Here is a 24,005-nt window from a genome sequence, read left to right on the forward strand (position 1 = left end):
TGCTGTCGTCTTTTAACGAGGGTTCAAAGTCGCCGCAGGACCGGTTTCGGGTACCAGTCTGAAGGCTCGGTAATAGTTACGGGAGTTAATGCCAGCTAGAGGAGACAGGTCATATCCACTGTAATTGCCTGGATAGAACATCAGAAGTGGCGTAAAACCCATTACATCCTGTAAAGCACTCATGAGCTCATGCCCGCGCACCAGCGGCCAGGCGTTGCCGAGCCCAGTCAGAATGACAAATTGCTGCGAGGGAAGATCTACCGTACGGGCAATATATTCAGCGATTTTTTTCTGGCTGAGCGGCGCTGCCAGATGTTTTTTCAATGTTTCCAGCCCAAGTTCAGGCTCACGCTGGCAGATACGCTCGAATAGCTTACGTTCCTCCAGCATGTCGATGATGACCTGAAAAATATTCAACTGGGTGAATGTGTATTTTTTTTCTAGTTTCTTAAAAAGAAACGCCAGGTACTCACGTACCTGTAGTTCCTGCTGTGCCGGATAATCAAAAATCCAGAAGCCAATCTCATTACCGGAGCCCTGGTTTTTTAAAAAACGGTCGTCGCCGATACGCTCTTCTAACTGCTTTAAACGGTAATCAAGGATTGGGTCATTCATGCATTACCCTCCAGGATTGGTAGCAGTTCTGCTTTGTTTAATCGATGCAACGCCGCAGCGACATCAGGTAACAGGAAAACAGTTTGAAGATTGCGACGGCGTGGGGTGTCCAGGTATCCGGCTTCTGCGAGGGCCTTAATCAGGTTATTGCCCATTTTTTGAATAGAGGAATCAGAAAAAGCCCCCAGTTCGGGGTGCAAACGAAGATTCTCATCAACAAACTCACTCCAGCAATTTATACCAAGCTTTTCTTTAAACTGCTGGCGTGCCGGGTTCACGACATCAGCCATAAAATCCGCGACAATCGGCGACTGAATCATTAGAGCCACTAGCAGCATTTGCAGACGTTCACTTTCACTCCCATCGGCAATCAGTTGCCAGCACTCGCGATCCAGCGTCATTAGTCGAAGTTTTACTGTTCTGGCATAGCGATTCGCCGTGCTGGTGGAGGATGCCTGAAGGATATTTTCATCGATTATTTGCTGTTGCCAGGTCGTTTCGTCTGGTTCAGAAAGCAGCAGCTTAGCAATAATCCTGCTCTCACGAACCATCAGCGCGCCGCCCAGCAGATCGCCAATCCAGCGTTTATCATTTTTAATCATGGTAGTTGTCATCAAAAATCCGGAATGCTGCTCGCAAAAAATCAAGTAATGATTGTAATCGGCATGCAGGGTAGATGCCATGACTATGGTCACCCCATTCATGTGATTTATTCATGCTGGTTATTGACTGATCGCGATCATAGATTCGAATCGTGGTTAGACGGTCTTACTCCAGTTATCGACTCTTCACAGGGCGATATCACAGCGAATTATTAACGATCATTCCCGAGTGTTGAAAATGGGTCTTCAAGTTAATCGTGTATAGGCCTTATCTGTGTCGATTTAATGGTACAGCCAGTATGAACAAGGGAATCCAGGAACGTACGTCCTTAATTTAAATAATTTTTCGATATATATCATGCTCTTGAATGCACCAGTATAACGGCGAGTCCATCAAGGATTCGCCGTTTTTGTTTTCTTTGTCTCGGGAGATGTCATGAAAAATAAGGAAGGCCAACAGTCCCTGCAGGACTCGCTTACGGGTTTGCCGGAATGGGCCTCAGAGCGGGTCATGCAGCAGATACGTCAGCTCACAAACTACGAACCAGCGATCGGTATTATGGGAAAAACCGGGGCGGGGAAATCGTCACTCTGTAATGCGTTGTTTGCCGGTGAAGTATCGCCGGTCAGCGATGTGGCGGCCTGCACCCGTGAACCTTTACGCTTTCGTCTGCTGGTTGGCGACCGCCATATGACGCTGGTGGACCTGCCCGGTGTGGGCGAAAGTGGCGCTCGCGATAACGAATATGCTGCGCTGTATCGCGAACAGCTTCCCCGGCTTGACCTGGTGCTGTGGCTGATTAAGGCCGATGACCGGGCGCTGGCAGTGGATGAACACTTTTATCATCAAGTGATTGGGGAGGCATACCGGCATAAGGTGCTGTTTGTTATCAGCCAGTCGGATAAGGTCGAGCCCACCAGCGGTGGGGGGCCATTGTCCAAAGAGCAGAAGCAGAATATCAGCCGTAAAATCTGTCTGCTGCATGAGCTGTTCCAGCCCGTACATCCAGTGTGTGCCGTGTCGGTCCGTCTTCAGTGGGGACTGCGGGTGATGGCCGAGCGAATGATTAAGTGCCTGCCACGTGAGGCCACCAGCCCGGTGGTGTCGCAACTCCAGCCTTCCTTTCGCACGACGGTAGTCCGGGAACAGGCGCGTAGCGATTTTGGTGAAACCGTCGGTGCTGTACTCGATAGCATCAGTGCCTTTCCCCTGATACCCGCCCCGGTGCGGGCCGTCATTCAGGCCGTGCGCACCACCGTGGTGTCAGTGGCCCGTGCCGTCTGGGATTTCTTCTTCTGAGTATTTAACCCATCCCTGTTATTTCCCTAACCCTGTCGCCGATGCGACGGGGATTTCTTTTATTTGTTTTCCCATTATGAGGAGTCTGCTTATGACCCGTCTGGCTTCGCGCTTTGGCGCAGCAAACCTTATCCGTCGCGACCGCCCGTTAACCCGTGAGGAGCTGTTTCGCGTGGTGCCCAGTGTGTTCAGCGAGGACAAACATGAATCCCGCAGTGAGCGTTATACCTATATACCTACCATCTCCCTGCTCGACAGCCTACAGCGAGAAGGCTTCCAGCCATTCTTTGCCTGTCAGACCCGCGTGCGTGACCCCGGTCGTCGTGAACATACAAAGCATATGCTGCGTCTGCGGCGTGAGGGGCAGATTACCGGTAAACAGGTACCAGAAATTATCCTGCTCAACTCCCACGATGGCACTAGTTCGTATCAGATGTTGCCGGGACTATTTCGTGCGGTTTGTCAGAACGGGCTCGTCTGCGGTGAGTCGTTTGGCGAGGTGCGGGTGCCACACAAGGGGGACGTGGTGAGTCAGGTGATTGAAGGCGCGTATGAGGTGCTGGGGATTTTTGACCGGGTGGAGGAGAAACGGGATGCCATGCAGTCGTTGCTGTTGCCACCCCCGGCACAGCAGGCACTGGCAAAAGCTGCCCTCACATACCGCTTTGGTGAAGACCACCAGCCGGTGACTGAATCGCAGATCCTCTCCCCTCGCCGCTGGCAGGATGAGAGCAATGACCTGTGGACCACGTACCAGCGTATTCAGGAGAACCTGATTAAGGGCGGGCTCAGTGGCCGTAATGCCAAAGGAGGACGGTCACATACCCGTGCCGTTCGCGGTATCGACGGGGACGTGAAACTTAACCGGGCACTGTGGGTGATGGCGGAAGCCCTGCTCACGCAACTGCAGTGACCGTTTAATGTTGCTGCTTTGTTAATATCGGACACCACCTGTCCGCATCGCACCGTGCTGACGGTCCTCACTCACCGAGGGAAGGCCTGTAACCCCCGCTGCCTCTGGCTTTTGCAGAAATGAAAAATAGTTTCTGTGGTGTCCATACCCTGTCCGACCCCCTCTTTAAAGTAATCACATCATTTTCAGTCAGTTAACTTTCACGGAGAACGTCTCATGACACAGGCAGAACGCCGCCATGACCGGCTGGCTGTCAGGCTGTCACTGATAATCAGCCGTCTGGTGGCAGGGGAAACGCTGAGTGTGCGTAAGCTTGCCGCTGAGTTTGGTGTGTCGGTGCGCACGCTGCGGCGTGATTTTCGTGAGCGGCTGATGTATCTGGACCTGGAGTATCAGTCCGGATATTGCCGCTTACGCACTGCGGGCAGTGAGACGCAGATGGTGCCCGACGTGCTTATCTTTGCCCACCGCAGCGGGATGGCCGGTCTTTTCCCTGGCTTTGACCGTCGTCTGGTAAACGCACTGCTGATGTGCGATGAGTCTCCCTGCGTAATCGCACCCGCCAGTCCGGCTCCTTCGCCATCAGGCGCATTGTCTTTCTGGCGACTGATTCAGGCCATTACCGGGCGCAGGCGGGTGACTCTGATTGCCGAGGGGCAGCGCTGTGAGCGGCTGGCTCCCTGCCGGTTACTTATCCACCAGCAGGCCTGGTATCTGGTGGCAGAGCACGACGGACATATCGCCGTATTCTCCCTGGATGAAATCCATCTGGTTCAGCCCCTGCAGGAGACTTTCCGGCGTAACGACAGTCTGTGTCGTCTTGTTGAAGACCCGGGCTTTATTCAGTCCTTACCCCATTTTCGCTTTATCCAGCAGTCACTGCTTACGTTTGTTCCGGCCAACAGCTCACCAGAATAGCGCAAGCGTTGTTATCAACCCGGCAACAGGGAGGAGCCCTATGCCCGTTATTGCCATTATCGCCATTGTTGTCATCGTCATCATTCTGAACAAAACCGGGGTGTCCGACAGTCTCGCGGCCCTGACCCTTGCCACTGTTGCCGCACTGCTGACGGGAGGTGGCGCAGCCGGTGCTGCCAGTGTCGCGCTAACACCGTTCGTCGGCGTGCCGGTGGGTATTTTCGTGGGCATTTATGTCTTTGCCAAAGTGGTTCGTCTGATTTCAGGAAAAAAATAATGAAACGTAAAACACTGCCTCTGCTGGCGCTGGTTGCCACCACTCTGTTTCTCATCGCATGCGATGACAGAAGTGATGACCTGAAGGCCATCAGTAAATTTAAGGACCTCACCCCACCGCGTTTCAGTGATGTGGTCAGCCACCAGGATGATGTCAGCGAAGAATGGTCACAGGTTGACTACTTATCCGGTCCCACCTTGCAGGTTTTACGTACCCGCCAGTCGCCCGATGGCTGCGAGGATGGCAGTTACTACTACCTCGTGGATATGCAGGAAAAAACCGTCCAGCCACTGATGAATGCGCTGTGTATTGCCGATAACATCAAACTGGAATACCAGGAGGTGACGGACCCGTATACCAAAGAAAAATACTTTGAGTACGCCCATGACGGCAAACTGATGGGGCGACTGCTGATACCCTCAAACCCTGAGAACTAGGAATAAAACAACGACAAAGGAGACAAGAATGACAATACTTTCACTAAGTCGGTTTATGCTGGCGGGTGTACTGCTCGCGAGCTTTAATGCCTCTGCTATCCCGGGGTTCTGGCAGCAGGGTTACGGTCAGGGCAATACGGAATACAGCGTGACCGAAGCCAGCGGAAAGACGTTTACCATCAACTGCACAGGGAACCCGGACCAGAATGGTTTCTATCAGCATTCAGTCTTTCTTACCCTTGCCGATGACAAGATGGTCAGTTCGCACGATGACGACACTACTATCACCGTAGTGATGGATCACCAGCAGTACATTATTCCGTCCAGCCTAGGCTGGCGTAACGGCGATAACGCCTGGTTTGACTTCATCAGCAATATCTCTGAGGCCGGGCAGTTCGACGTCTACGTCAATGACCACAAAGCAGGGACCTTCACTGCGGACCGGAAGAACGCTGAGAAAGTTCTGTCCACTCTCGGAGACTGCAGCAACGACTGATAGTAGTATCTTCCCCAGCAAATCCACCCCGACAGCTAGCAGGCTGCCGGGGTTTTCTTTTATCAGGAGCCCGAAAATGACCCAATCCGTGTTGCTGCCACCGGGGCCTTTCACCCGGAGACAAGCGCAAGCGGTCACTACCACGTACAGCAATATCACACTCGAAGACGACCAGGGCAGTCACTTCCGTCTGGTGGTTCGTGATACTGAAGGCCGGATGGTCTGGCGGGCATGGAACTTTGAGCCGGATGCCGGTGAAGGTCTTAACCGCTATATCCGCACCTCAGGCATCCGTACAGACACGGCCACCCGCTGATCGCGAAGCATTTACCCGCATTCACCTCCCCGAACACACTTTATATCCCCATACGCCAGCCATCGCCGCTGGCGTTTTTATTGACGGAGACATACCCATGACAACACAGACGCAGCACGACCTCGCACCCGCTAACCAACCCGAATTTGAACTGACCGTCACGCCGGTCCCCGATGAACAGCGTATCGATTTCTGGCCACAGTACTTTGGCGCTATCCCGCAGTGGCTACTCCTGGAGCCGCATATCTTCGCCTGGATGGACCGCTTCTGTGAGGGCTACAGCGGTGGTATCTGGTCGTTCTACACCCTCAGCAATGGCGGCGCATTTATGTCCCCCGAGCCTGACAACGATGAGACATGGCGTCTGTTTAACTGCCTGAACGGTAACGATGCCCAAATGAGTGCAGAAGCAGCAGGTATTGCTGTCTGCCTGATTGCGTATAGCCACCATGCCTGCCGTACAGAATGTGACGCGATGACCGCGCACTATTACCGCCTGCGGGAGTATGCCATGCAACATCCAGAGGCTCACGCCATTCTGCGTATTATCGACTGACCGAAGGAGCAACAGATGAAACAGCTTTCCTTTTTACCCGGCGAGATGACGCCACAGGACCGGCGTCTCATTCAGCGGGCGCTCAGGGCTCTGGACCGCCACCTGCATGAGCCCGGCGTAGCCTTCACCTCTACCCACGCCGTACGTGAATGGCTGCGACTGCATATGGCCGCGCTTGAGCGGGAAGAGTTCCGGGTGTTGTATCTGGACAACCAGAATCAGTTGATTGCCCATGAAACGCTCTTCACCGGCACGATTAACCGCACCGAGGTGTATCCCCGGGAGGTGGTCAAACGTGCTCTGCACTTCAACGCGGCGGCGGTGATACTCGCGCATAACCATCCTTCCGGCGAGACGACACCTAGCCAGGCCGACAAAACCCTCACGCAGCGACTGGTTCAGGTGCTTCAGCTGGTGGATATCCGCGTCCCTGACCACCTGATTGTCGGTGGCAGGCAAATCTATTCGTTCGCAGAACACGGTCTGTTGTGAGGTATGACATGAAAATTATCAGTAAACGCCGGGCAATGACGATATACCGCCAGCATCCTGAGTCCCGGATCTTTCGCTACTGCAGTGGAAAATATCAGTGGCACGGTAGCGTCTGCCATTACACCGGCAGGGATGTGCCGGATATCACAGGAGTCCTCGCGGTATACGCCGAACGCCGCCAGGACCGTAACGGGCCTTATGCCTGCCTAATGAGTATTACCCTGAACTGACAATAAAAGGAGAGCCGCCATGACCCACATCAACTGGGGCCTGCAGCGGGCTATCACGCCGCGCCTGGGAGCCCGTCTGGTGCAGGAGGGTAACCGACTGCACTATCTGGCTGACAGGGCCAGCATCACCGGCAGGTTCAGTGACACCGAATGCCGGAAGCTGGATGAAACATGCCCGCACTTTATCCGCCAGATGGAGTCGATGCTAACCACCGGTGAACTCAGTCCCCAACACGCCCACTGCGTCACCCTGTACCACAACGGTTTCACCTGCGAAGCCGATACTCTTGGCAGTTGCGGCTACGTATACATCGCCATTTACCCCACTCAGAGTTAATTACCTTCACGAGAGTAAACATGAAAACTTTACCTGCAACAACTCAGCGGGCGGCGAAGCCCTGCCTAGCACCCGTGGCTGTCTGGCAAATGCTACTGACCCGCCTGCTGAAACAGCACTATGGTCTCACCCTCAACGACACACCGTTCAGTGAGGAACGTGTTATACAGGAACATATCGATGCCGGAATCACGCTGGCTGATGCCGTGAATTTTCTGGTGGAAAAATACGAACTGGTGCGTATCGACAGGAAGGGATTTAACTGGCAGGAACAATCCCCTTATCTCCGGGCTGTAGACATTCTGCGAGCACGGCAGGCAACTGGCTTGTTGCGGCAAAGCCGTAAAAATTCGGTACGGTGAATATTACAGGCAGTGCTACTGGCTTTCATCACTATCCGGGGATGCTGGCAGCGAGATGAAGAGGGCAGGGTAGCAATTCCTTACCTGACCCATTACCTGACCCAAATTGCATCCAAAGAAAAAGGAGTTAGACGATTTCTCATCTAACTCCTTGTTTTATTTGGTGGCCCCTGCTGGACTTGAACCAGCGACCAAGCGATTATGAGTCGCCTGCTCTAACCACTGAGCTAAGGGGCCGTGGTGGTGAATTATAAAGTAACTCCCCTCAGCAATCCAGCCATTCACACCTGCCTGCTGTTTTTATAAACAATGCATAATCAATCCTTTATACTTATCTTAAGATGCATAGACAGGAGTAAAGATGATCAACGATATTCTGGCCCCTGGCCTCCGGGTGGTGTTCTGCGGTATCAATCCTGGCAAGTCATCGGCGCACACCGGTTTTCACTTTGCTCATCCGGGGAATCGCTTCTGGAAGGTGATCTATCAGGCCGGGTTCACCGACAGATTACTCAAACCGGAAGAGGAGCAGCATCTGCTGGATACGCGCTGCGGTATTACCATGCTGGTCGAGCGGCCTACGGTGCAGGCAAGTGAGGTCAACCTGCATGAACTGCGAAGCGGTGGGCGAGAGCTGGTTAAGAAGATTGAAGACTACCAGCCAGCCGCGCTGGCTATTCTCGGCAAGCAGGCCTACGAACAGGCGTTCAGCCAGCGCGGGGCTAAATGGGGTAAGCAGAACATTACTATCGGCGTAACGCAGGTCTGGGTGCTGCCCAACCCGAGCGGGCTGAACAGGGCGACGCTGGATAAGCTGGTGGAGGCGTATCGGGAACTGGATGAGGCGCTGATGGTGAGGGGGCTTTAGGGGCCACTGGGGCATGATGCCTTCACCCTGAGCCTCGCCCACAAGGAGAGGAAAAAAAAGCTCCCCGAAGGGAGCTTTTTCATTTCAGGACCGATTAATCGTCCAGGAAGCTACGCAGCACTTCAGAACGGCTCGGATGGCGCAGTTTACGCAGCGCCTTCGCTTCGATCTGACGGATACGTTCGCGGGTAACATCGAACTGTTTACCCACTTCTTCCAGCGTATGGTCGGTGTTCATGTCGATACCGAAACGCATACGCAGTACTTTGGCTTCACGGGCGGTCAGGCCAGCCAGAACGTCGTGCGTAGCGGCACGCAGGCTCTCGGTGGTGGCAGAGTCCAGCGGCAGTTCGAGGGTGGTATCCTCGATGAAATCACCCAGATGCGAATCTTCATCATCACCGATTGGTGTTTCCATGGAGATTGGCTCTTTAGCGATTTTCAGCACCTTACGGATCTTGTCTTCCGGCATCAGCATGCGTTCAGCCAGCTCTTCCGGCGTCGGCTCGCGACCCATCTCCTGCAACATCTGGCGAGAGATACGGTTGAGTTTGTTGATGGTCTCAATCATATGCACCGGAATACGGATGGTGCGCGCCTGGTCTGCGATAGAGCGGGTGATCGCCTGACGGATCCACCAGGTAGCATAGGTGGAGAACTTGTAACCACGACGGTATTCAAACTTATCTACCGCTTTCATCAGACCGATGTTGCCTTCCTGAATCAGATCCAGGAATTGCAGGCCACGGTTGGTGTATTTTTTGGCGATAGAGATAACCAGACGTAAGTTCGCTTCAACCATCTCTTTCTTCGCACGGCGGGCTTTCGCTTCACCGATGGACATACGACGGTTGATGTCTTTCACCTGCTCAATGGTCAGGCCGGTCTCTTCTTCAATCTGATGCAGTTTTTGCAGGCCGCGCTGCACATCTTCTTTCACGTCGTGCAGCTTTTCAGACCACGGCTTGTTCATCGCGATAGCGGCGTTGAACCAGGTTTCGCTGGTTTCATTGCCGGTGAAGAGGGTGATGAAGTTCTTCTTCGGCATTTTGCACTGTTCAACGCACAGCTTCATGATGATACGTTCCTGGGTACGTACGCGATCCATCATCACGCGCATGCTGTTCACCAGGTAATCGAACTGTTTTGGCACCAGGCGGAACTGTTTGAACACTTCAGACAGCTTCAGGATCTCTTCCTGAGCGGCGGCATGGCTGCGGCCTTTCGCTTTGATGGTGTCACGCGTTACTTCGTACTGGGTACGCAGCTCGGCAAACTTCTCACGCGCCAGTTCAGGGTCGATGCTGTTGTCGTCGTCGCTGCTGTCGTCGTCTTCTTCTTCATCTTCGTCTTCGTCATCATCCATCTCTTCCTGAGACAGCTCAGAACCGACGTGAGTGGCGGTTGGCGCCATGTCTTCTTCAGCGTTCGGGTCGACAAAGCCGGTGATCAGATCGGACAGACGCGCTTCTTCCGCTTCAACGCGATCGTACTGCTCCAGCAGATAGGTAATCGCTTCCGGGTATTCGGCAACAGAGCACTGAACCTGGTTGATCCCGTCTTCGATGCGTTTTGCGATGTCAATTTCGCCTTCGCGGGTCAACAGTTCAACGGTACCCATTTCGCGCATGTACATGCGGACCGGGTCAGTCGTACGCCCGATTTCAGATTCCACGCTGGACAGTACCTGTGCAGCAGCTTCTTCCGCATCTTCGTCAGTGTTGTTGGAGGTTTCAGCCAGCAACAGATCATCGGCATCCGGTGCTTCTTCCATCACCTGAATGCCCATGTCATTGATCATTTGGATGATGTCTTCGATCTGATCTGAATCGACGATATCTTCCGGCAGATGGTCATTGACCTCGGCATAGGTCAGATAGCCTTGCTCCTTACCGCGTTGGACAAGAAGTTTCAGCTGTGACTGCGGGTTTTGCTCCATAAGACGGTATCCACACTTAATTCGTTTGATTGGTGTCGGCGATAGGGCTGCCAACCTTTAAAGCGAGGGCGTACTTATATTTTTGCCGCTGCCTCTCAGTGCGGCTGCCGGGGGCTTCCCGATCGATATTCGGCACTTAAGCCGTTAAATACTGTTGTCTTTGACTTATTTCTTCGCCAGTTCCTGGTTAATCATCCAGAGCTCCCGGCGTTCTTCGCTGCTCAGGCCATGTGTGCGCTCGCGAGCTATCAACTCTTCCTGGCGCAACTCAAGCATCGAATCAAACATATGGTTGAGTGAGTCGGTGAACGTTTTTTCTGCAATATCCTTATCTGCTATATCGTCCCACATCGACAGTTTTTCAAGGGTAGCGGCCTCTTTTGTGCCGCGATAATGCTCTAAAAGTTGTCCGGTGGTCAGACCTGGCTGAGACAAACAAGTGTTGACCAATTCTGAAAATAAGCCAAGCCCGGGCAATTTTTCGTGGTTCAAACCCGCCAGCGACGGCACTTGCGGAGCAAGTTCGGGGTTTTGCACCAGCAACCCTATCAGTATACGCATGGTTGTGCGTTTTAGCTGAGGCGCGGGGCGTACCGTGCCGTTTTCAGCGTGTTTAGGCATTAAACGTTCAAGCTGACTGTCATCCAGAATGCCGAGCTTGTTGCCTAATTCCTGACGCAGATAGATGCGCAGCGTTTCACCGGGCACCTGGCTGATTAACGGCAGCGCCAGCGTGCTGAGCTGCGCGCGCCCGTCAGGGGTACTCAAATCAACCTGCGGCATCAGGCTGTTAAACAAAAACGTGGAGAGCGGCTGAGCCTGCTCCATCCGCGCTTCAAATGCCGCTTTACCCTCTTTACGCACCAGCGTATCCGGGTCTTCACCGTCGGGCAGGAACATAAAGCGTAGCTGACGCCCGTCGGTCATATACGGCAGCGCGGTTTCCAGCGCGCGCCAGGCGGCATCGCGTCCTGCGCGGTCACCGTCGTAACAGCAAATCACGTTGTTCGTCACGCGGAACAGCAGCTGGATATGATCCGCCGTGGTGGACGTTCCCAGCGACGCAACGGCATAGTTAATGTCGTACTGCGCCAGCGCAACAACGTCCATATAGCCTTCGACGACCAGAAGACGCGGAGGTTCCGCATTATCCTGCTGTGCCTCATAAAGACCGTAAAGCTGGCGGCCCTTATGGAAAATATCGGTTTCCGGGGAGTTAAGGTATTTCGGCAGGGCATCACCCAGCACGCGACCACCAAAACCTATTACCCGGCCACGCTTGTCGCGGATCGGGAACATCACCCGTTCACGGAAGCGGTCGTAGCTTCGTCCCTGGTCGTTGGTGACCAGCATGCCTGCGTCGATGAGGGATTTACGATCTTCGCTATTGCCGCCAAAACGCTTTAATACGTTGTCCCAGCCGGGCGGGGCGTAACCAATAGCGAAACGCGCAATCACATCGTCGCTCAGTCCGCGCTTGTTCAGATACTGACGCGCAGGCTCAGCCGCAGAGTGCTTAAGAGACTGTTGGTAAAACGAATTCAGGCCATCCATCAGTTGATACAGCGTTTGCCGCTGATGGCGCTCGATCTGACTTGGCCCACTGCCCGCTTCATACGGCACTTCAAGGTTATGCATCGCCGCCAGCTCTTCGACGGTTTCAACGAACTCGAGCTTGTCGTAGTTCATCAAAAAATCGACGGCATTACCGTGTGCGCCACAGCCGAAGCAATGGTAGAACTGTTTTTCACCGTTTACGGTGAAAGAGGGGGTTTTTTCGTTATGGAACGGACAGCACGCATGGTAGTTCTTGCCCTGCTTTTTTAGCTTCACCCGCGCGTCGATGAGATCGACGATGTCGGTTCTGGCAAGCAGGTCATTGATGAAAACGCGTGGGATTCTTCCGGCCATATGCCCCAAAAATTTAAGCGACTTATAAACGAAAACAAGCCGCGCATTCCTTCCGGAAGCACGGCCTTACGACTACAACTCTGTCTGTCAATTGAGGGCTGTAGCCCTCAACAGATTAGTACAGACGAGTACGGCGTGCGTTTTCGCGAGCCAGTTTCTTCGCGTGACGTTTCACAGCGGAAGCTTTAGCGCGCTTACGTTCGGTCGTTGGTTTTTCATAAAACTCACGACGACGAACTTCAGCCAGAACACCTGCTTTCTCGCATGAACGTTTGAAGCGACGCAGTGCTACGTCGAACGGCTCGTTTTCACGTACTTTAATTACCGGCATGTAACTCTCACCTTTGATAAATTCGGTTTGCCGCTGGCATCAACGCCAGCTTATTTCAAAATGGTGCGGAATTTTACTGCAAATGCTGCTGCTTTGTAAAGCACCGATGCGATTTTGAAAGGGACTTTAATAAGGGTGAGGAGTATACACGAGCCTTCCTCCTGGGGCGAACAAAGTTTTACATCAACCCGCCCAGGCTCTACACTGCGCGGTATTGAAACGAGGTAAAACAAGTCATGCGTGTACTGGGTATTGAAACATCCTGCGATGAAACCGGCATCGCCATTTACGACGACGAAAAAGGGCTTCTGGCCAACCAACTGTATAGTCAGGTGAAATTGCACGCTGACTACGGCGGCGTCGTGCCTGAACTGGCCTCTCGTGACCACGTGCGCAAAACGGTTCCCCTGATTCAGGCGGCGCTGAAAGAGGCCGGGTTAAGCTCAACCGATATTGACGCCGTGGCCTATACCGCAGGTCCGGGTCTGGTCGGCGCGCTGCTGGTCGGCGCAACGGTCGGCCGTTCTCTGGCCTTCGCGTGGGATGTGCCGGCGATTCCGGTTCACCATATGGAAGGGCATCTTCTGGCGCCGATGCTGGAAGACAATCCGCCTGCGTTCCCGTTTGTGGCGCTGCTGGTCTCCGGCGGTCATACGCAGTTGATTAGCGTCACGGGCATTGGCAAGTACGAGTTGCTGGGCGAGTCGATCGACGATGCCGCCGGTGAAGCCTTCGACAAAACCGCCAAGCTGCTGGGTCTGGATTACCCGGGCGGCCCGATGCTGTCGAAAATGGCCGCGCAGGGTACGGAAGGGCGCTTTGTCTTCCCGCGCCCAATGACTGACCGTCCGGGGCTGGATTTCAGCTTCTCCGGGCTGAAAACCTTCGCGGCGAATACCATCCGCAATAACGATGACAGTGAGCAGACGCGTGCCGATATCGCCCGCGCGTTTGAAGACGCGGTGGTGGATACGCTGATGATCAAGTGCAAGCGCGCGCTGGATCAGACCGGCTTTAAGCGCCTGGTGATGGCGGGCGGCGTCAGCGCCAACCGTACGCTGCGCGCGAAACTCGCGGAGATGATGCAAAAGCGCCGCGGGGAAGTGTTCTACGCGCGTCCGGAATTTTGTACCGATAACGGGGCGATGATCGCCTATGCCGGGATGGTACGCCTGAACGCTGGCGCAACGGCTGACCTGAGCGTGTCCGTACGTCCACGCTGGCCGCTGGCGGAACTGCCGGAGGCATAAACGACTCTCCCGTCGTCGCGACGGGGGAGGTTTACATCCTGATGTCGAACATCTGGTTCTTGATGATCAACGAGTAAAGCTGGCAGTCGTTTTGCACATCCAGCTTTTCCATCGCCCGGATCTTATGCGCACTGACCGTTTTGATGCTCAGGTGCATATGCTGTGCAATATCCTTCAAATGTAATCCCTTACAAATCAGACGCAGCACATCAATTTCCCGTGGCGAAAGTTTTTCTATATCTGTCATCTCATGACGAAAAAGCATATTAACCAGCTGGCTTTCGATATAGATCTCCCCTTTCAGGACCGTTGCAATCGCCTGGTTTAAGGTTTTCTCGTTGATATCACGCGACAAATACGATTTCACGCCTTCCTTTAGCGCCTGACGAATAAGCATGGCGTTGGCATAGGGGGAGATCAGGATAACGTTGATCGCAGGATAGGTCTGATTGAGCCATCTCAATAGCTTCAGACCGTCCATACCCGCAAGCGGAGGACGGCTCAGGCTGGTTGTCAGTGAATAGCCCAGGATAACGATATCGGGGTGATGCTGGCCCAGAAGCGAAAGAAGTTCAGCGGAAGAGGCAGCCTCTCCGGTTAGCACACACCTCTGATTCATGCCGGAGGCGGGTAACGAGAGCGCTGGCATCATTGAGGATAAGCCGCGACGAATCAACGAGGATTCTTCAGCGATAACGATTTTAATGTCCATAATGCTGCGTTGTATTTACCCTTTCATGATAATGGCGGGGCCAACGGCGGTTGGAACACCTCGCAAGATATATCGTTATTAAAATCCAGGTCGCGTTAAAATCGCAGCAGCGATGAGAATATTTTTAACGGCGGCGCATGTTGATTATTTCATTATGATTAATGTTTACGTTTTTTGTATCTGAGTGTATCCTCGCATTGCGAAATATAAAATATCATGATGTAGAATTTTCTTATCTAATGAGAGAAATGTCTGTCCCACAGAACAGGCTGCTCTTATTCTTCACGGTGCATATATCAGAGAGAGTGAAAAAGGAGAAATTTCAATTCACAAAGGAACCGTGAGTATCATGAAGAAAAGTGCCCTGTCTCTTTTTATTTGTGCGGCAATTTCATTTTCTGCTGCGGCTGAATATTCTGTGCAAAACGAGTTGGCACAGGATAATGCTACCTACAACGCAATTGTAGTCAAACTAAAGCCGACGACAGGTTTGTTAAAAGCGACTAACAATAAAATTACCCTGAGCGACACTTCCCTGACACCAACAAATATGTTCAGGCCGACTAATCTGCGTAGTTCAGCCCAGTCATCCGAGTTGACGGAACTCAATAAGCGCTATGGCTTCGACCGCTATCTGCGCATCGCGTTACCGAAAGAGAAAAGCCAGGATAAAACATATATTAACCATATTATTACAGAGCTGGAGCAGAATCAGAACGTCGAGCTGGTTTATCCGGAGGCCGAACCGGTATCGTTGGATGTCACGGCTCTTGCGTCGTCGTTGAAGTCTTCGGTGAATGGAAATTTAACGGCTGCCGCAGCGCCGGATTTCCGCAATAAGCAGGATTATCTCAAAGCTCCGGATGTTAAACGCACCGGTTATTATATGGGTGGCGTTAACCGCGAGAGCGTCGATCACTATGCAGGCAGTGCGGGTGAGGGGGTGACGATTATTTCAACGGAGATTTATCCCTGGAACAGCAACCATATCAACTTACCGCCGATAAGCCTCAGTTCAGGAAAGACGACTTATATTGATAAGCAGGATCATGACACCGCCTCAGTCGGGATTATGGCGGCGAAAGATATTGGCACCGGTATTCGGGGGATCAGCTGGAAAAGCCGACTGGGGTATTCTGCCTCAGCGCATAATAACCTCTATAATTTAATTCCGCAGCTAAACGCTGGCGATGTGGTGCAGATCGGGATTCACGTAGCGGGCGGTTATCCCGCAGGTTGTACGAAGGATTGCTGGATCGCAATGGAGTCTGAGCCTGCCTATTACGATGTGATTAAAGCGCTGACGGATAAAGGCATTTACGTTATTGAGGCGGCAGGTAACGGGAATGTCAACCTGGACAGCCCGGGGTTCCGGGGGGCGTTTGATGTCAATGTGCGGGACTCCGGGGCTATCCTGGCCGGGGCGTTTTGTGCAAAAGACGGTAAAAAAGCGTCGTTCAGCACCTATGGCTCGCGCGTCACCAGCGCTGCATGGGGCTGCTGGGATGTGGTGACCACAGGGTATGGCGATCTTTATAAAAATGCGGGCGCTAACGATTTTTATACCTCGACGTTTGGGGGAACCTCTTCCGCGAACCCGATTATTGCGGGTGTGGTAGCAAGCCTGTCAGGTATCGCCAAAGCCAACGGTATTACCGTGACGCCGCGTCAGATGCGTCAGATCCTGGCGGAGACCGGTACGCCACTGGCGAACGGAGACTCGGCAAAAGTGGGGACTCAGCCTGATATGGAACGTGCTGTCGCCCGTATTTTAGCGCTAAAAGACGGTGGCACGCCTGCCGCGCCAGCCCCAACGGCGGTTGCAGGCGCGGATCACACCATGGTTTCACCGACCACGGGCGTGAGCACCTACCCGCTGGACGGTAGCAAGAGCCTGAATGCCAAATCGTATAACTGGAGCGTGACGAAAGGGGCGGAAACCTTTTCCCTGGAGGCGACACTCAACGGCACGCTGGTGAAAAGCGTGGACAGCGCACATGCCTATGCCGTCATTCCTGCCAACAGCGAGGGGGAAGCAACCTTTACGCTGACGACGACCGGCGCGGATGGGCGAACTGCGACGGACAGTATGACCATTAACGTCAGTAAGCCAGCGGTGCCTGCAACGGATGACACTCCGGCTAAGGATGACACGCCGACGACGGATGATACCCCGGCGACGGATGACACTCCGGTAAATCCAGCGGCGCCCGCCTATAAAGCTAAAATTGCCTATCCAATCCAGTGCACCAAAGTGTCTTACAACGGTAAAGTTTGGTTCAACCAGTGGTATGTCAACCCGGGACAGGAAACGCCGGGCACCGGTGGCCAGTGGGGCGCATGGCGCGAACAGGGTGCTGCCAATAACAGCTGTAAATAACCCTCACGGCCTGGCGCTATGCCAGGCCTTTTTTCAGATCCGCAGCATCCCTTTCTCTTCCAGAAACGCAATAATCGTTGCCAGACCGTCACCCGCCTTCAGGTTGGTAAACGTCCACGGACGTTCGCCGCGCATGCGGTTGGTATCGCGCTCCATCACTTCCAGCGACGCACCCACGTACGGCGCGAGATCGGTTTTGTTGATCACCAGAAAGTCGGATTTGGTGATCCCCGGTCCGCCCTTGCGTGGGATTTTTTCCCCTTCGGCCACGTCGATCACGTAGATGGTCAGGTCCGCCAGCTCCGGGCTGAAAGTCGCGCTCAGGTTGTCGCCGCCGCTTTCCACGAAGATCAGATCCAGATTGCCGAACTTCTCGCTTAACGCTTCCACCGCCGCCAGATTCATCGAAGCATCTTCCCGGATAGCGGTATGCGGGCAGCCGCCCGTCTCCACGCCCACGATGCGCTCCGGCTCCAGCGCACCCGCCTCGGTCAGGATGCGCTGATCTTCTTTGGTGTAGATATCGTTGGTCACCACCGCAAGATGGTAGGTGTCGCGCATCGCCTTGCAGAGCGCTTCCAGCAGCGCGGTTTTGCCCGACCCTACCGGGCCACCCACGCCCACGCGCAGGGGATGTTTGTAATCAGCCATGTTGACTCCTCAGGAACGGAATAATCGTGAATATTGGGTTTCGTGGCGCGCGGAGGCGATGGCAGAGAGCGGCGTCGCTGCCCCCAGCGCGTCGTCGCCACGTAAAAATGCCTGTTCAAAACCAGCGGCGTAGTGGTCACTCAGGTCGATAATCAGCTGTTGTGCCGCCTGCTGCCCAAACGGCACCAGCTTGACGCCCGCCATCACCGCGCTCTCAATCCAGCTGTAGCCGAGGCTCAGCGCCAGCTCGCGCGCGCTAATGCCCCAGCGCACGCCGAGCCACGCCATGCCGCTAAGCTGGCTTTGCATAAACAGCGGTAGCCATTCGGGCGGACAGTCAGGCTCCCAGCTCGTAATCAGTCGCGTAAAGGCCGCCCCGCGGTTGCGCTCCTCTTCGCGCAGCTCGCGCGTTTCCCGGCAGGCGAGCAGGTACGCCGTCCAGCGTTTGGCCGTCGCCAGATCCTGCTGCTCGCAGGCCCGGAACAGCCGGATAAACAGCGGCAGATCCACGCAGAAAAAGCTCTGCTCCATCTGCTGGATCTGCCAGCGCTTGAAGGCGTCGGCGTCCGTGATCCAGCCCGCTTCCACGGCCCACTCCAGCCCCTGCGACCAGGTAAACGACCCGACCGGCAGGCTGCTGCTGGAGAGCTGCATCAGGCGCAGCCGCTGGCGGGCGTGCTCCATCAGGCGATCAGCGCCAGCAGAGCGGAGGCAATCAGCCCGCCGCCGAAGGTTTTACGCAGGCCGTCGTGACGGCGCAGCAGCCGCCCTGCGGCAAAGCTGGCGCACAGCACCGTGGCGCTGGCGAGCATAAACCCACTGGTGAACAGCCAGAAGCTGTGGCCGGACATCTCCACCCCGTGCGCCCAGCCGTGGAACATCGCCAGGGCAGGCACCGCCAGCAGCAGGCGGTTTTCAGTTTTAAACATCATCACGCCGCAGACCGCCAGCGAGGCGATAATCAGCATCTCCATGCCGCTAAAGCCGCCGAGCAGGCTGCCCGCAATGGCGCCAGCAAGCATCATCCCGAGCGTTGCTAACGGCAGCAGCAGCTTGCGGCCGCTCAGCGCCGAGAGCACGCCCGCGCCCGTCAGCATCAGCAGGTGATCAAGCCCGGTCAGCGGGTGGAGAAACCCGGCCTGAAAGCTGTCGGTACCGTGTCCCGGATGGGCAAGCGCCGGAACGGAAAAAGCCAGCAGTAACAAGGGCAAATACTTACGCATGATGGGTCCTTAATGTGAATGAGCGTGAGAGTGGCTATGGCTGTGGGCATCGCTGGTGTAAGCGCCCGCTTCCGGTTCAAACGGCAGGCTGGCGAAGGCCACCTCCAGCCCGAACTGACGCAGCATGTCGTCGAGGACGTGGTCGTGGTGGTAGCGCAGTTCGCCGGGCATGATTTGCAGCGGCACGTGACGGTTACCCAGGTGATAACAGGCGCGGGCGAGCAGGAACGGGTCGGCGCAGCGCACCACGGAAACCGACTCCGGGGCGGCGATCACTTCGATCACTTCGCTGCCGTCGTCGGTAGTCAGCAGATCCCCGCCGCGCAGCAGCAAACCGCGCGGCAGCATCAGCCCGGCTTCGCGACCGTCGTTCAGCGCCACGCGGGCGCGGCTTTTCACCCGCACGTCAATCGGCAGCGTGACGCTGGCGGTAATCGGGTGCGCGTGGTCAAGGCGTTGGGTTAAACAGATCATTATCACTCCTCAAAACAGAAAATAGCGTTGCGCCATCGGCAGAACCTCTGCCGGTTCGCTGGTGATCAGTTCGCCGTCGACGCGCACCTCATAGGTTTGCGAGTCAACGGTGATATTCGGCTGTAAATCGTTGTGGATCATGTCGGCCTTTTTCACCGTCCGGCAGCCTCTCACCACTGCGGTGGCGCTTTGCAGGTTGAGCTGCTGCGGAATGCCGCTGGCATGAGCCGCCTGCGAGACAAACGTCAGCCGCGTGGCGTGGCGCGCGGCACCAAGGGCACCAAACATCGGACGGTAATGCACCGGCTGCGGCGTGGGGATCGAGGCGTTGATATCGCCCATCGGCGCGCAGGCGATCATCCCACCTTTGACGATGGTGGCGGGTTTAACGCCAAAGAACGCCGGGGACCAGACCACCAGATCCGCCAGCTTGCCCGCCTCAATCGATCCCACTTCATGGGCAATGCCGTGGGTCAGCGCCGGGTTGATGGTGTATTTGGCGACATAGCGCTTCACGCGGAAGTTATCATTTTCGCCCGTCTCTTCCGGCAGTGCGCCGCGCTGCACCTTCATGCGGTGCGCCACCTGCCAGGTGCGGATAATCACTTCCCCCACGCGGCCCATCGCCTGTGAATCTGACGAGGTGAGCGAGAACGCGCCGATATCATGCAGCACGTCTTCGGCGGCGATGGTCTCCCGGCGAATGCGGGATTCGGCAAACGCCACGTCCTCGGCGATATCCGGGTCGAGATGATGGCAAACCATCAGCATGTCCAGATGCTCGTCGATGGTGTTGACCGTGTAAGGCAGCGTCGGGTTGGTGGAGGAGGGCAGAATATTCGGGTGCGCGCAGGCGGTGATGATATCCGGCGCATGGCCGCCGCCCGCGCCTTCGGTGTGGAAGGTGTGGATGGTGCGCCCGCCGATGGCCGCCAGCGTATCTTCGACAAAACCGGACTCGTTCAGCGTATCGCTGTGCAGCGCCACCTGAATGTCCATCTCTTCGGCCACCTCCAGCGAGCAGTTGATCGCGGCGGGCGTCGCGCCCCAGTCCTCGTGGATCTTAAGCCCGATAGCGCCTGCCGCGATCTGCTCGCGCAGGGCGTCCGGGTTTGAACCGTTCCCTTTGCCCAGCAGGCCAATATTCACCGGCAGCGTATCGGCGGCCTGCAACATGCGGGCGATATACCACGGCCCCGGCGTACAGGTGGTGGCGTTCGTACCTGCCGCGGGGCCGGTGCCGCCGCCGATCATGGTGGTGACGCCAGACACCAGCGCCTCTTCCGCCTGTTGCGGACAGATCCAGTGGATGTGGGTGTCGATCCCGCCAGCGGTGACGATCTTCCCTTCGGCGGCGATCACTTCCGTTGCCGCGCCAATCGGGATCGTCACGCCGGGTTGGATGTCCGGGTTTCCGGCTTTGCCGACGGCGAAGATCCGCCCGTTCCTGACGCCAATATCGGCCTTCACGATCCCCCAGTGATCGACGATCAGCGCATTGGTGAGCACCAGATCCACACACTCTTCGGCGGTCATCTGCCCCTGGCCCATGCCGTCGCGGATCACCTTCCCACCGCCGAATTTAACCTCTTCGCCGTAGATCGTGAGATCGTCTTCCACTTCGATCCACAGTTCACTGTCCGCCAGCCTTACCTTATCGCCAGTGGTGGGGCCGAACATATCGGCATACGCCTGGCGCGAAATTTCAGCCATGTTTCACCTCGCCCATTACCTCGCCGCGAAAGCCGAAAATGCGCTGCGCGCCCGTCACCTGCACCAGCGTCACTTCCCGCTTCTGGCCTGGCTCGAAGCGTACGGCGGTGCCCGCCGGAATGTTCAGCCGGTAGCCTTTAGTGCCTTCCCGGTCAAACTTCAGCGCCGGGTTGACCTCGTAAAAGTGGTAGTGCGAGCCGACCTGGATCGGCCTGTCGCCGTGGTTTTCAACAATCACGCTTCGGGTTTCGCGCCCGACGTTGATCGCAATAGTGCCGGGCTGGATCTGGTATTCCCCTGGGATCATCACGCGCTCCTCACACGATCGGGTTATGGACGGTGACGAGCTTGGATCCGTCCGGGAAGGTGGCCTCCACCTGTATATCCGGGATCATCTCCGGCACGCCCTCCATCACCTGGTCGCGCCTCAGGACGTGGCGGCCCGCCTCCATCAGCGAGGCGACGGTTTCGCCATCGCGCGCGCCTTCCATAATAAAGGCGCTGATCAGCGCGACCGATTCCGGGTAATTGAGCTTTACCCCGCGCGCCAGGCGGCGCTCAGCAACCAGCGCGGCGGTGAACAGCAACAGCTTGTCTTTTTCTCTGGGTGTCAGTTCCATAGCGTTTCTCTTATGTCTGCCAGATACGCGGCGAACAGGCGGTTTTGGTGGTGAGAAGCGGGCGAAGCGACTGCCAGATATCGCGCATCACCCGCTGGCAAATCAGGTTGTCGTGGGAGAGAAAACGTACCGACAGCAGGTCATCGGTGAGTGTTGCCCCGGCATAATGTTCCAGCGGCGCGAGCAGTGCGCGCACCGCTTCGAGGTGAACATCGGTAGCCGGATAGAACAGCAGGGTGCCGATCCACGGTTTCCCGGCGACGGGCGTAAGGTCGCCATCGCTGAGATGCAGCCGCTCTATCAGGCGCGGTTCGTCATCCACCCACACCTCCAGGCGGCTCTCCAGCGTGCCGTGGGTGAAGGTTTCGTTTATCACCGGACGGCCCAGACAGTACAGCTCCCACGCCAGCAACGTGCTGGAGGCCTTGAGGTGGAAAACGGAACGCAGCGCGGCATTCGCGCCAGGAAAGAGAATGGTGTCCTGCGGCAGCCACTCCAGCGTGGCATCTTCGTCGAGGTAAAAATGCTGGCTCAGACGGGCCTGCGGGCCACTGCTGCGATAGAACTTGCTGGCGCCGGGCATGGTGATAAGCGCGTGGCTTTTGGCGTCGAGCCGCACGGAAATATCCAGCGTATCGCCGCCCACAATTCCGCCTGGCGGGTGCAGCAGGTAAAGGTGGCAGGTTTCCCCTTCAGGATAAAACGGACGCTGAACGGTGAGCGGTCCGGTGTGACGCGCGGCATGAAGGCGGGTTTTCTCAGGAGTATGACAAAACTGGAGAGCAAGCGAGGCCTGCCAGCCTTTGTATGAATTATCAGTGACCTGAATTGCTAACATGGTGCTTCCATTCGCGCGCCAGAGGGATACTTTTCAGTATGCCCTGGCGGAAATGAAGGCTGTCATATGACTCGCTTATGGATAAGGGCGCTGTTACTGACGTCGCGCGCTTTATTCTGGCTCTTTTTTCTTTCTTTTGAGCTTCGTCCAGATCTTGGTTTCCTGACGACGCCACAGGCGCTGAATGTTGTCGTGATGGCGCAACAGGATCAGACAGGAGAGCATCGACACCGGGAAGGTAAACTGCGGTTTGAACCACCAGACATAGAACGGGGCGATCAGCGCGCTGACGATGGCGCCCAGCGACGAATAACCGCTTAGCAGGATGGTCAGCAGCCAGGTCCCGGCCATGACGCCGGTTAAGTCCCAGCCGATCGGCGCAATCGCGCCAAATGCGGTGGCAACGCCTTTACCACCTTTAAAACCAAAGAAAACCGGCCAGATATGGCCGACGCAGGCGGCGATGGCAATCAGCCCCAGCCAGAAGGGTGTAACGCCGAGCGCATACGCGCCCCAGACGGGAAGCATTCCTTTCAGAACATCAAAAATCAAAACCGCTACGGCTGCTCCCTTGCCGCCAATTCGTAGTACATTGGTCGCCCCCGGATTCCCGGAACCACTTTCACGCGGGTCAGGCAACCCGGCGATGCGGCAGACCAGAATGGCGCTGGAGATTGAGCCGCAAAGGTAGGCGAGGATAATCATTCCAGGCGCGATTGCACTCATAACGCTGTTCCGTTTTGAAAATGTATCTGTATTCTCAGCATCTGTGGATAATACGCATAATTCGCCGGAAGTGGTATCCGGTTTAGCCAAAAAGCAGGCAGGTCGTGATGGATATTGTATTTATAGAGCAACTTTCGGTAATCACCACAATTGGTGTTTACGACTGGGAACAGACCATCGAGCAGAAACTGGTGTTCGATATCGAAATGGGCTGGGATAACCGCAAGTCAGCGAAAAGCGACGATGTGAATGACTGTCTGAGCTACGCCGACATCAGTGAAACGGTCATTGGCCATGTGGAAGGGCAACGTTTTGCGCTGGTGGAACGCGTGGCGGAAGAGGTGGCGGAGCTGCTGCTGAACAAGTTTAACTCTCCGTGGGTACGCATCAAGCTAAGCAAGCCGGGCGCGGTGGCGCGCGCCGCCAACGTGGGCGTCATTATTGAGCGTGGCACAAATCTGAAAGGAAAGATTTAACGTCATAATAGCTAAACCATTTTAGGTTATACCGGTCTTAAA

31 protein-coding genes and 1 tRNA gene are annotated in these 24,005 nt (G+C 55.5%); 16 read left to right on the forward strand and 16 right to left on the reverse strand.

Annotation, left to right across the window (positions count from 1 at the left end; all coding sequences use genetic code 11):
- Window positions 1–12: 12 nt before the first annotated feature.
- Together BH712_RS21050 and BH712_RS21055 are read right to left on the reverse strand one after the other, a co-directional pair.
- Window positions 13–615: a DUF1788 domain-containing protein gene (locus tag BH712_RS21050; protein ID WP_006812018.1), complete on the reverse strand. Its 603-nt coding sequence runs from the start codon at window positions 613–615 to the stop codon at window positions 13–15.
- Complete coding sequence (locus BH712_RS21055) at window positions 612–1,229, reverse strand: DUF1819 family protein (protein ID WP_032674058.1); 618 nt, start codon at window positions 1,227–1,229, stop codon at window positions 612–614. Before BH712_RS21055 ends, BH712_RS21050 begins: the two co-directional genes overlap by 4 nt.
- Before the next feature lie 424 nt (window positions 1,230–1,653).
- Between BH712_RS21055 and BH712_RS21060 the strand changes: the two genes are divergently transcribed.
- From BH712_RS21060 to BH712_RS21115, 12 genes are all read left to right on the forward strand, one after another.
- Window positions 1,654–2,517 carry a GTPase family protein gene (locus BH712_RS21060; protein WP_006812015.1) on the forward strand — a complete coding sequence of 288 codons (864 nt, stop codon included), beginning with the start codon at window positions 1,654–1,656 and terminating at the stop codon, window positions 2,515–2,517.
- A 91-nt stretch (window positions 2,518–2,608) separates the two neighbouring features.
- The gene (locus tag BH712_RS21065; protein ID WP_000197389.1) at window positions 2,609–3,430 is read left to right on the forward strand and encodes a DUF932 domain-containing protein; all 822 of its coding nucleotides are present in this window, start codon (window positions 2,609–2,611) and stop codon (window positions 3,428–3,430) included.
- A 216-nt stretch (window positions 3,431–3,646) separates the two neighbouring features.
- Window positions 3,647–4,348 (forward strand): DeoR family transcriptional regulator, encoded by a 702-nt coding sequence (locus BH712_RS21070; protein ID WP_006812588.1) that lies wholly within the window; start codon window positions 3,647–3,649, stop codon window positions 4,346–4,348.
- A 40-nt stretch (window positions 4,349–4,388) separates the two neighbouring features.
- Entirely contained in the window at window positions 4,389–4,625 is a 237-nt protein-coding gene (ypjK, locus tag BH712_RS21075; RefSeq protein ID WP_001144031.1) for a protein YpjK, read from the forward strand.
- Complete coding sequence (locus BH712_RS21080) at window positions 4,625–5,062, forward strand: YfjS/YafY family lipoprotein (RefSeq protein WP_016154551.1); 438 nt, start codon at window positions 4,625–4,627, stop codon at window positions 5,060–5,062. The genes ypjK and BH712_RS21080 overlap by 1 nt, the downstream gene beginning before the upstream one ends.
- A gap of 28 nt (window positions 5,063–5,090) precedes the next feature.
- Window positions 5,091–5,558 carry a protein YkfB gene (gene ykfB, locus BH712_RS21085; protein WP_001547765.1) on the forward strand — a complete coding sequence of 156 codons (468 nt, stop codon included), beginning with the start codon at window positions 5,091–5,093 and terminating at the stop codon, window positions 5,556–5,558.
- Window positions 5,559–5,634: 76 nt separating this feature from the next.
- Window positions 5,635–5,874: a DUF905 domain-containing protein gene (locus BH712_RS21090; RefSeq protein ID WP_000194654.1), complete on the forward strand. Its 240-nt coding sequence runs from the start codon at window positions 5,635–5,637 to the stop codon at window positions 5,872–5,874.
- Between the two features lie 97 nt (window positions 5,875–5,971).
- Window positions 5,972–6,430: an antirestriction protein gene (locus BH712_RS21095; RefSeq protein WP_000211838.1), complete on the forward strand. Its 459-nt coding sequence runs from the start codon at window positions 5,972–5,974 to the stop codon at window positions 6,428–6,430.
- Window positions 6,431–6,445: 15 nt separating this feature from the next.
- On the forward strand, window positions 6,446–6,922 hold the full coding sequence (locus BH712_RS21100) for a JAB domain-containing protein (RefSeq protein WP_071850078.1): 477 nt from the start codon (window positions 6,446–6,448) through the stop codon (window positions 6,920–6,922).
- 8 nt (window positions 6,923–6,930) lie between these two features.
- Window positions 6,931–7,152, forward strand: coding sequence for a DUF987 domain-containing protein (locus BH712_RS21105; protein WP_001548171.1), 222 nt, complete (start codon window positions 6,931–6,933; stop codon window positions 7,150–7,152).
- Window positions 7,153–7,171: 19 nt separating this feature from the next.
- Entirely contained in the window at window positions 7,172–7,489 is a 318-nt protein-coding gene (locus BH712_RS21110) for a type IV toxin-antitoxin system YeeU family antitoxin (protein WP_006812013.1), read from the forward strand.
- 20 nt (window positions 7,490–7,509) lie between these two features.
- Entirely contained in the window at window positions 7,510–7,851 is a 342-nt protein-coding gene (locus BH712_RS21115; protein ID WP_006812012.1) for a TA system toxin CbtA family protein, read from the forward strand.
- Window positions 7,852–8,012: 161 nt separating this feature from the next.
- Here BH712_RS21115 and BH712_RS21120 read toward each other — a convergent pair.
- A tRNA-Ile gene (locus BH712_RS21120) sits at window positions 8,013–8,088 on the reverse strand.
- Window positions 8,089–8,212: 124 nt separating this feature from the next.
- Here BH712_RS21120 and mug point away from each other — a divergent pair.
- Entirely contained in the window at window positions 8,213–8,719 is a 507-nt protein-coding gene (gene mug / locus BH712_RS21125) for a G/U mismatch-specific DNA glycosylase (RefSeq protein ID WP_006812011.1), read from the forward strand.
- 94 nt (window positions 8,720–8,813) lie between these two features.
- Here the strand turns inward: mug and rpoD are convergent, their stop codons facing one another.
- From rpoD to rpsU, 3 genes are all read right to left on the reverse strand, one after another.
- A complete protein-coding gene (gene rpoD / locus BH712_RS21130; RefSeq protein ID WP_006812010.1) occupies window positions 8,814–10,658 on the reverse strand; it encodes an RNA polymerase sigma factor RpoD in 1,845 nt (614 codons plus the stop codon).
- Window positions 10,659–10,823: 165 nt separating this feature from the next.
- A complete protein-coding gene (dnaG, locus tag BH712_RS21140) occupies window positions 10,824–12,569 on the reverse strand; it encodes a DNA primase (RefSeq protein ID WP_006812009.1) in 1,746 nt (581 codons plus the stop codon).
- A 115-nt stretch (window positions 12,570–12,684) separates the two neighbouring features.
- A complete protein-coding gene (gene rpsU, locus BH712_RS21145) occupies window positions 12,685–12,900 on the reverse strand; it encodes a 30S ribosomal protein S21 (protein ID WP_001144069.1) in 216 nt (71 codons plus the stop codon).
- 236 nt (window positions 12,901–13,136) lie between these two features.
- On the opposite strand from rpsU, the gene tsaD reads away from it, so the two are divergent.
- A complete protein-coding gene (gene tsaD, locus BH712_RS21150) occupies window positions 13,137–14,150 on the forward strand; it encodes a tRNA (adenosine(37)-N6)-threonylcarbamoyltransferase complex transferase subunit TsaD (RefSeq protein WP_006812008.1) in 1,014 nt (337 codons plus the stop codon).
- Window positions 14,151–14,181: 31 nt separating this feature from the next.
- Here tsaD and BH712_RS21155 read toward each other — a convergent pair whose 3' ends face one another.
- On the reverse strand, window positions 14,182–14,862 hold the full coding sequence (locus BH712_RS21155; protein ID WP_006812007.1) for a LuxR C-terminal-related transcriptional regulator: 681 nt from the start codon (window positions 14,860–14,862) through the stop codon (window positions 14,182–14,184).
- A 595-nt stretch (window positions 14,863–15,457) separates the two neighbouring features.
- On the opposite strand from BH712_RS21155, the gene BH712_RS21160 reads away from it, so the two are divergent.
- Entirely contained in the window at window positions 15,458–17,242 is a 1,785-nt protein-coding gene (locus BH712_RS21160; RefSeq protein ID WP_226865413.1) for a S8/S53 family peptidase, read from the forward strand.
- Window positions 17,243–17,275: 33 nt separating this feature from the next.
- Here the strand turns inward: BH712_RS21160 and ureG are convergent, their stop codons facing one another.
- The 9 genes from ureG to plsY all read right to left on the reverse strand — a co-directional run bounded on the left by ureG (window position 17,276) and on the right by plsY (window position 23,487).
- A complete protein-coding gene (gene ureG, locus BH712_RS21165; RefSeq protein ID WP_003862566.1) occupies window positions 17,276–17,893 on the reverse strand; it encodes an urease accessory protein UreG in 618 nt (205 codons plus the stop codon).
- A gap of 9 nt (window positions 17,894–17,902) precedes the next feature.
- On the reverse strand, window positions 17,903–18,577 hold the full coding sequence (locus tag BH712_RS21170) for an urease accessory protein UreF (protein WP_006812004.1): 675 nt from the start codon (window positions 18,575–18,577) through the stop codon (window positions 17,903–17,905).
- Window positions 18,577–19,116 carry a HupE/UreJ family protein gene (locus BH712_RS21175; protein WP_006812003.1) on the reverse strand — a complete coding sequence of 180 codons (540 nt, stop codon included), beginning with the start codon at window positions 19,114–19,116 and terminating at the stop codon, window positions 18,577–18,579. The genes BH712_RS21170 and BH712_RS21175 overlap by 1 nt, the downstream gene beginning before the upstream one ends.
- 9 nt (window positions 19,117–19,125) lie before the next feature.
- Window positions 19,126–19,590, reverse strand: a complete 465-nt coding sequence (ureE, locus tag BH712_RS21180) for an urease accessory protein UreE (protein ID WP_006812002.1) — start codon at window positions 19,588–19,590, stop codon at window positions 19,126–19,128.
- A gap of 9 nt (window positions 19,591–19,599) precedes the next feature.
- Entirely contained in the window at window positions 19,600–21,303 is a 1,704-nt protein-coding gene (gene ureC / locus BH712_RS21185; protein WP_006812001.1) for an urease subunit alpha, read from the reverse strand.
- The gene (locus BH712_RS21190; protein ID WP_006812000.1) at window positions 21,296–21,610 is read right to left on the reverse strand and encodes an urease subunit beta; all 315 of its coding nucleotides are present in this window, start codon (window positions 21,608–21,610) and stop codon (window positions 21,296–21,298) included. The genes ureC and BH712_RS21190 overlap by 8 nt, the downstream gene beginning before the upstream one ends.
- 10 nt (window positions 21,611–21,620) lie before the next feature.
- The gene (locus BH712_RS21195) at window positions 21,621–21,923 is read right to left on the reverse strand and encodes an urease subunit gamma (protein WP_006811999.1); all 303 of its coding nucleotides are present in this window, start codon (window positions 21,921–21,923) and stop codon (window positions 21,621–21,623) included.
- A 10-nt stretch (window positions 21,924–21,933) separates the two neighbouring features.
- Complete coding sequence (locus tag BH712_RS21200) at window positions 21,934–22,761, reverse strand: urease accessory protein UreD (RefSeq protein WP_006811998.1); 828 nt, start codon at window positions 22,759–22,761, stop codon at window positions 21,934–21,936.
- A gap of 111 nt (window positions 22,762–22,872) precedes the next feature.
- On the reverse strand, window positions 22,873–23,487 hold the full coding sequence (plsY, locus tag BH712_RS21205; RefSeq protein ID WP_001272780.1) for a glycerol-3-phosphate 1-O-acyltransferase PlsY: 615 nt from the start codon (window positions 23,485–23,487) through the stop codon (window positions 22,873–22,875).
- A 107-nt stretch (window positions 23,488–23,594) separates the two neighbouring features.
- On the opposite strand from plsY, the gene folB reads away from it, so the two are divergent.
- Complete coding sequence (gene folB / locus BH712_RS21210) at window positions 23,595–23,963, forward strand: bifunctional dihydroneopterin aldolase/7,8-dihydroneopterin epimerase (protein ID WP_000355782.1); 369 nt, start codon at window positions 23,595–23,597, stop codon at window positions 23,961–23,963.
- Window positions 23,964–24,005 lie beyond the last annotated feature (42 nt).

The organism is Enterobacter hormaechei ATCC 49162 (genome assembly GCF_001875655.1).
GTDB lineage: Bacteria > Pseudomonadota > Gammaproteobacteria > Enterobacterales > Enterobacteriaceae > Enterobacter > Enterobacter hormaechei.

Excerpts from the sequence above, each read along its gene's own strand:
- BH712_RS21190 (WP_006812000.1), bottom strand. The coding sequence starts at position 21,610 with ATGATCCCAGGGGAATACCAGATCCAGCCCGGCACTATTGCGATCAAC.
- BH712_RS21175 (WP_006812003.1), bottom strand. The coding sequence starts at position 19,116 with ATGCGTAAGTATTTGCCCTTGTTACTGCTGGCTTTTTCCGTTCCGGCG.
- ureE (WP_006812002.1), bottom strand. The coding sequence starts at position 19,590 with ATGATCTGTTTAACCCAACGCCTTGACCACGCGCACCCGATTACCGCC.
- BH712_RS21060 (WP_006812015.1), top strand. The coding sequence starts at position 1,654 with ATGAAAAATAAGGAAGGCCAACAGTCCCTGCAGGACTCGCTTACGGGT.
- tsaD (WP_006812008.1), top strand. The coding sequence starts at position 13,137 with ATGCGTGTACTGGGTATTGAAACATCCTGCGATGAAACCGGCATCGCC.
- BH712_RS21100 (WP_071850078.1), top strand. The coding sequence starts at position 6,446 with ATGAAACAGCTTTCCTTTTTACCCGGCGAGATGACGCCACAGGACCGG.
- plsY (WP_001272780.1), bottom strand. The coding sequence starts at position 23,487 with ATGAGTGCAATCGCGCCTGGAATGATTATCCTCGCCTACCTTTGCGGC.
- ypjK (WP_001144031.1), top strand. The coding sequence starts at position 4,389 with ATGCCCGTTATTGCCATTATCGCCATTGTTGTCATCGTCATCATTCTG.
- dnaG (WP_006812009.1), bottom strand. The coding sequence starts at position 12,569 with ATGGCCGGAAGAATCCCACGCGTTTTCATCAATGACCTGCTTGCCAGA.
- ykfB (WP_001547765.1), top strand. The coding sequence starts at position 5,091 with ATGACAATACTTTCACTAAGTCGGTTTATGCTGGCGGGTGTACTGCTC.
- rpsU (WP_001144069.1), bottom strand. The coding sequence starts at position 12,900 with ATGCCGGTAATTAAAGTACGTGAAAACGAGCCGTTCGACGTAGCACTG.
- BH712_RS21095 (WP_000211838.1), top strand. The coding sequence starts at position 5,972 with ATGACAACACAGACGCAGCACGACCTCGCACCCGCTAACCAACCCGAA.
- BH712_RS21110 (WP_006812013.1), top strand. The coding sequence starts at position 7,172 with ATGACCCACATCAACTGGGGCCTGCAGCGGGCTATCACGCCGCGCCTG.
- BH712_RS21080 (WP_016154551.1), top strand. The coding sequence starts at position 4,625 with ATGAAACGTAAAACACTGCCTCTGCTGGCGCTGGTTGCCACCACTCTG.
- BH712_RS21055 (WP_032674058.1), bottom strand. The coding sequence starts at position 1,229 with ATGACAACTACCATGATTAAAAATGATAAACGCTGGATTGGCGATCTG.
- BH712_RS21200 (WP_006811998.1), bottom strand. The coding sequence starts at position 22,761 with ATGTTAGCAATTCAGGTCACTGATAATTCATACAAAGGCTGGCAGGCC.
- BH712_RS21050 (WP_006812018.1), bottom strand. The coding sequence starts at position 615 with ATGAATGACCCAATCCTTGATTACCGTTTAAAGCAGTTAGAAGAGCGT.
- BH712_RS21170 (WP_006812004.1), bottom strand. The coding sequence starts at position 18,577 with ATGGAGCACGCCCGCCAGCGGCTGCGCCTGATGCAGCTCTCCAGCAGC.
- rpoD (WP_006812010.1), bottom strand. The coding sequence starts at position 10,658 with ATGGAGCAAAACCCGCAGTCACAGCTGAAACTTCTTGTCCAACGCGGT.
- BH712_RS21155 (WP_006812007.1), bottom strand. The coding sequence starts at position 14,862 with ATGGACATTAAAATCGTTATCGCTGAAGAATCCTCGTTGATTCGTCGC.
- BH712_RS21090 (WP_000194654.1), top strand. The coding sequence starts at position 5,635 with ATGACCCAATCCGTGTTGCTGCCACCGGGGCCTTTCACCCGGAGACAA.
- BH712_RS21115 (WP_006812012.1), top strand. The coding sequence starts at position 7,510 with ATGAAAACTTTACCTGCAACAACTCAGCGGGCGGCGAAGCCCTGCCTA.
- ureC (WP_006812001.1), bottom strand. The coding sequence starts at position 21,303 with ATGGCTGAAATTTCGCGCCAGGCGTATGCCGATATGTTCGGCCCCACC.
- ureG (WP_003862566.1), bottom strand. The coding sequence starts at position 17,893 with ATGGCTGATTACAAACATCCCCTGCGCGTGGGCGTGGGTGGCCCGGTA.
- mug (WP_006812011.1), top strand. The coding sequence starts at position 8,213 with ATGATCAACGATATTCTGGCCCCTGGCCTCCGGGTGGTGTTCTGCGGT.
- BH712_RS21105 (WP_001548171.1), top strand. The coding sequence starts at position 6,931 with ATGAAAATTATCAGTAAACGCCGGGCAATGACGATATACCGCCAGCAT.
- BH712_RS21195 (WP_006811999.1), bottom strand. The coding sequence starts at position 21,923 with ATGGAACTGACACCCAGAGAAAAAGACAAGCTGTTGCTGTTCACCGCC.
- folB (WP_000355782.1), top strand. The coding sequence starts at position 23,595 with ATGGATATTGTATTTATAGAGCAACTTTCGGTAATCACCACAATTGGT.
- BH712_RS21070 (WP_006812588.1), top strand. The coding sequence starts at position 3,647 with ATGACACAGGCAGAACGCCGCCATGACCGGCTGGCTGTCAGGCTGTCA.
- BH712_RS21065 (WP_000197389.1), top strand. The coding sequence starts at position 2,609 with ATGACCCGTCTGGCTTCGCGCTTTGGCGCAGCAAACCTTATCCGTCGC.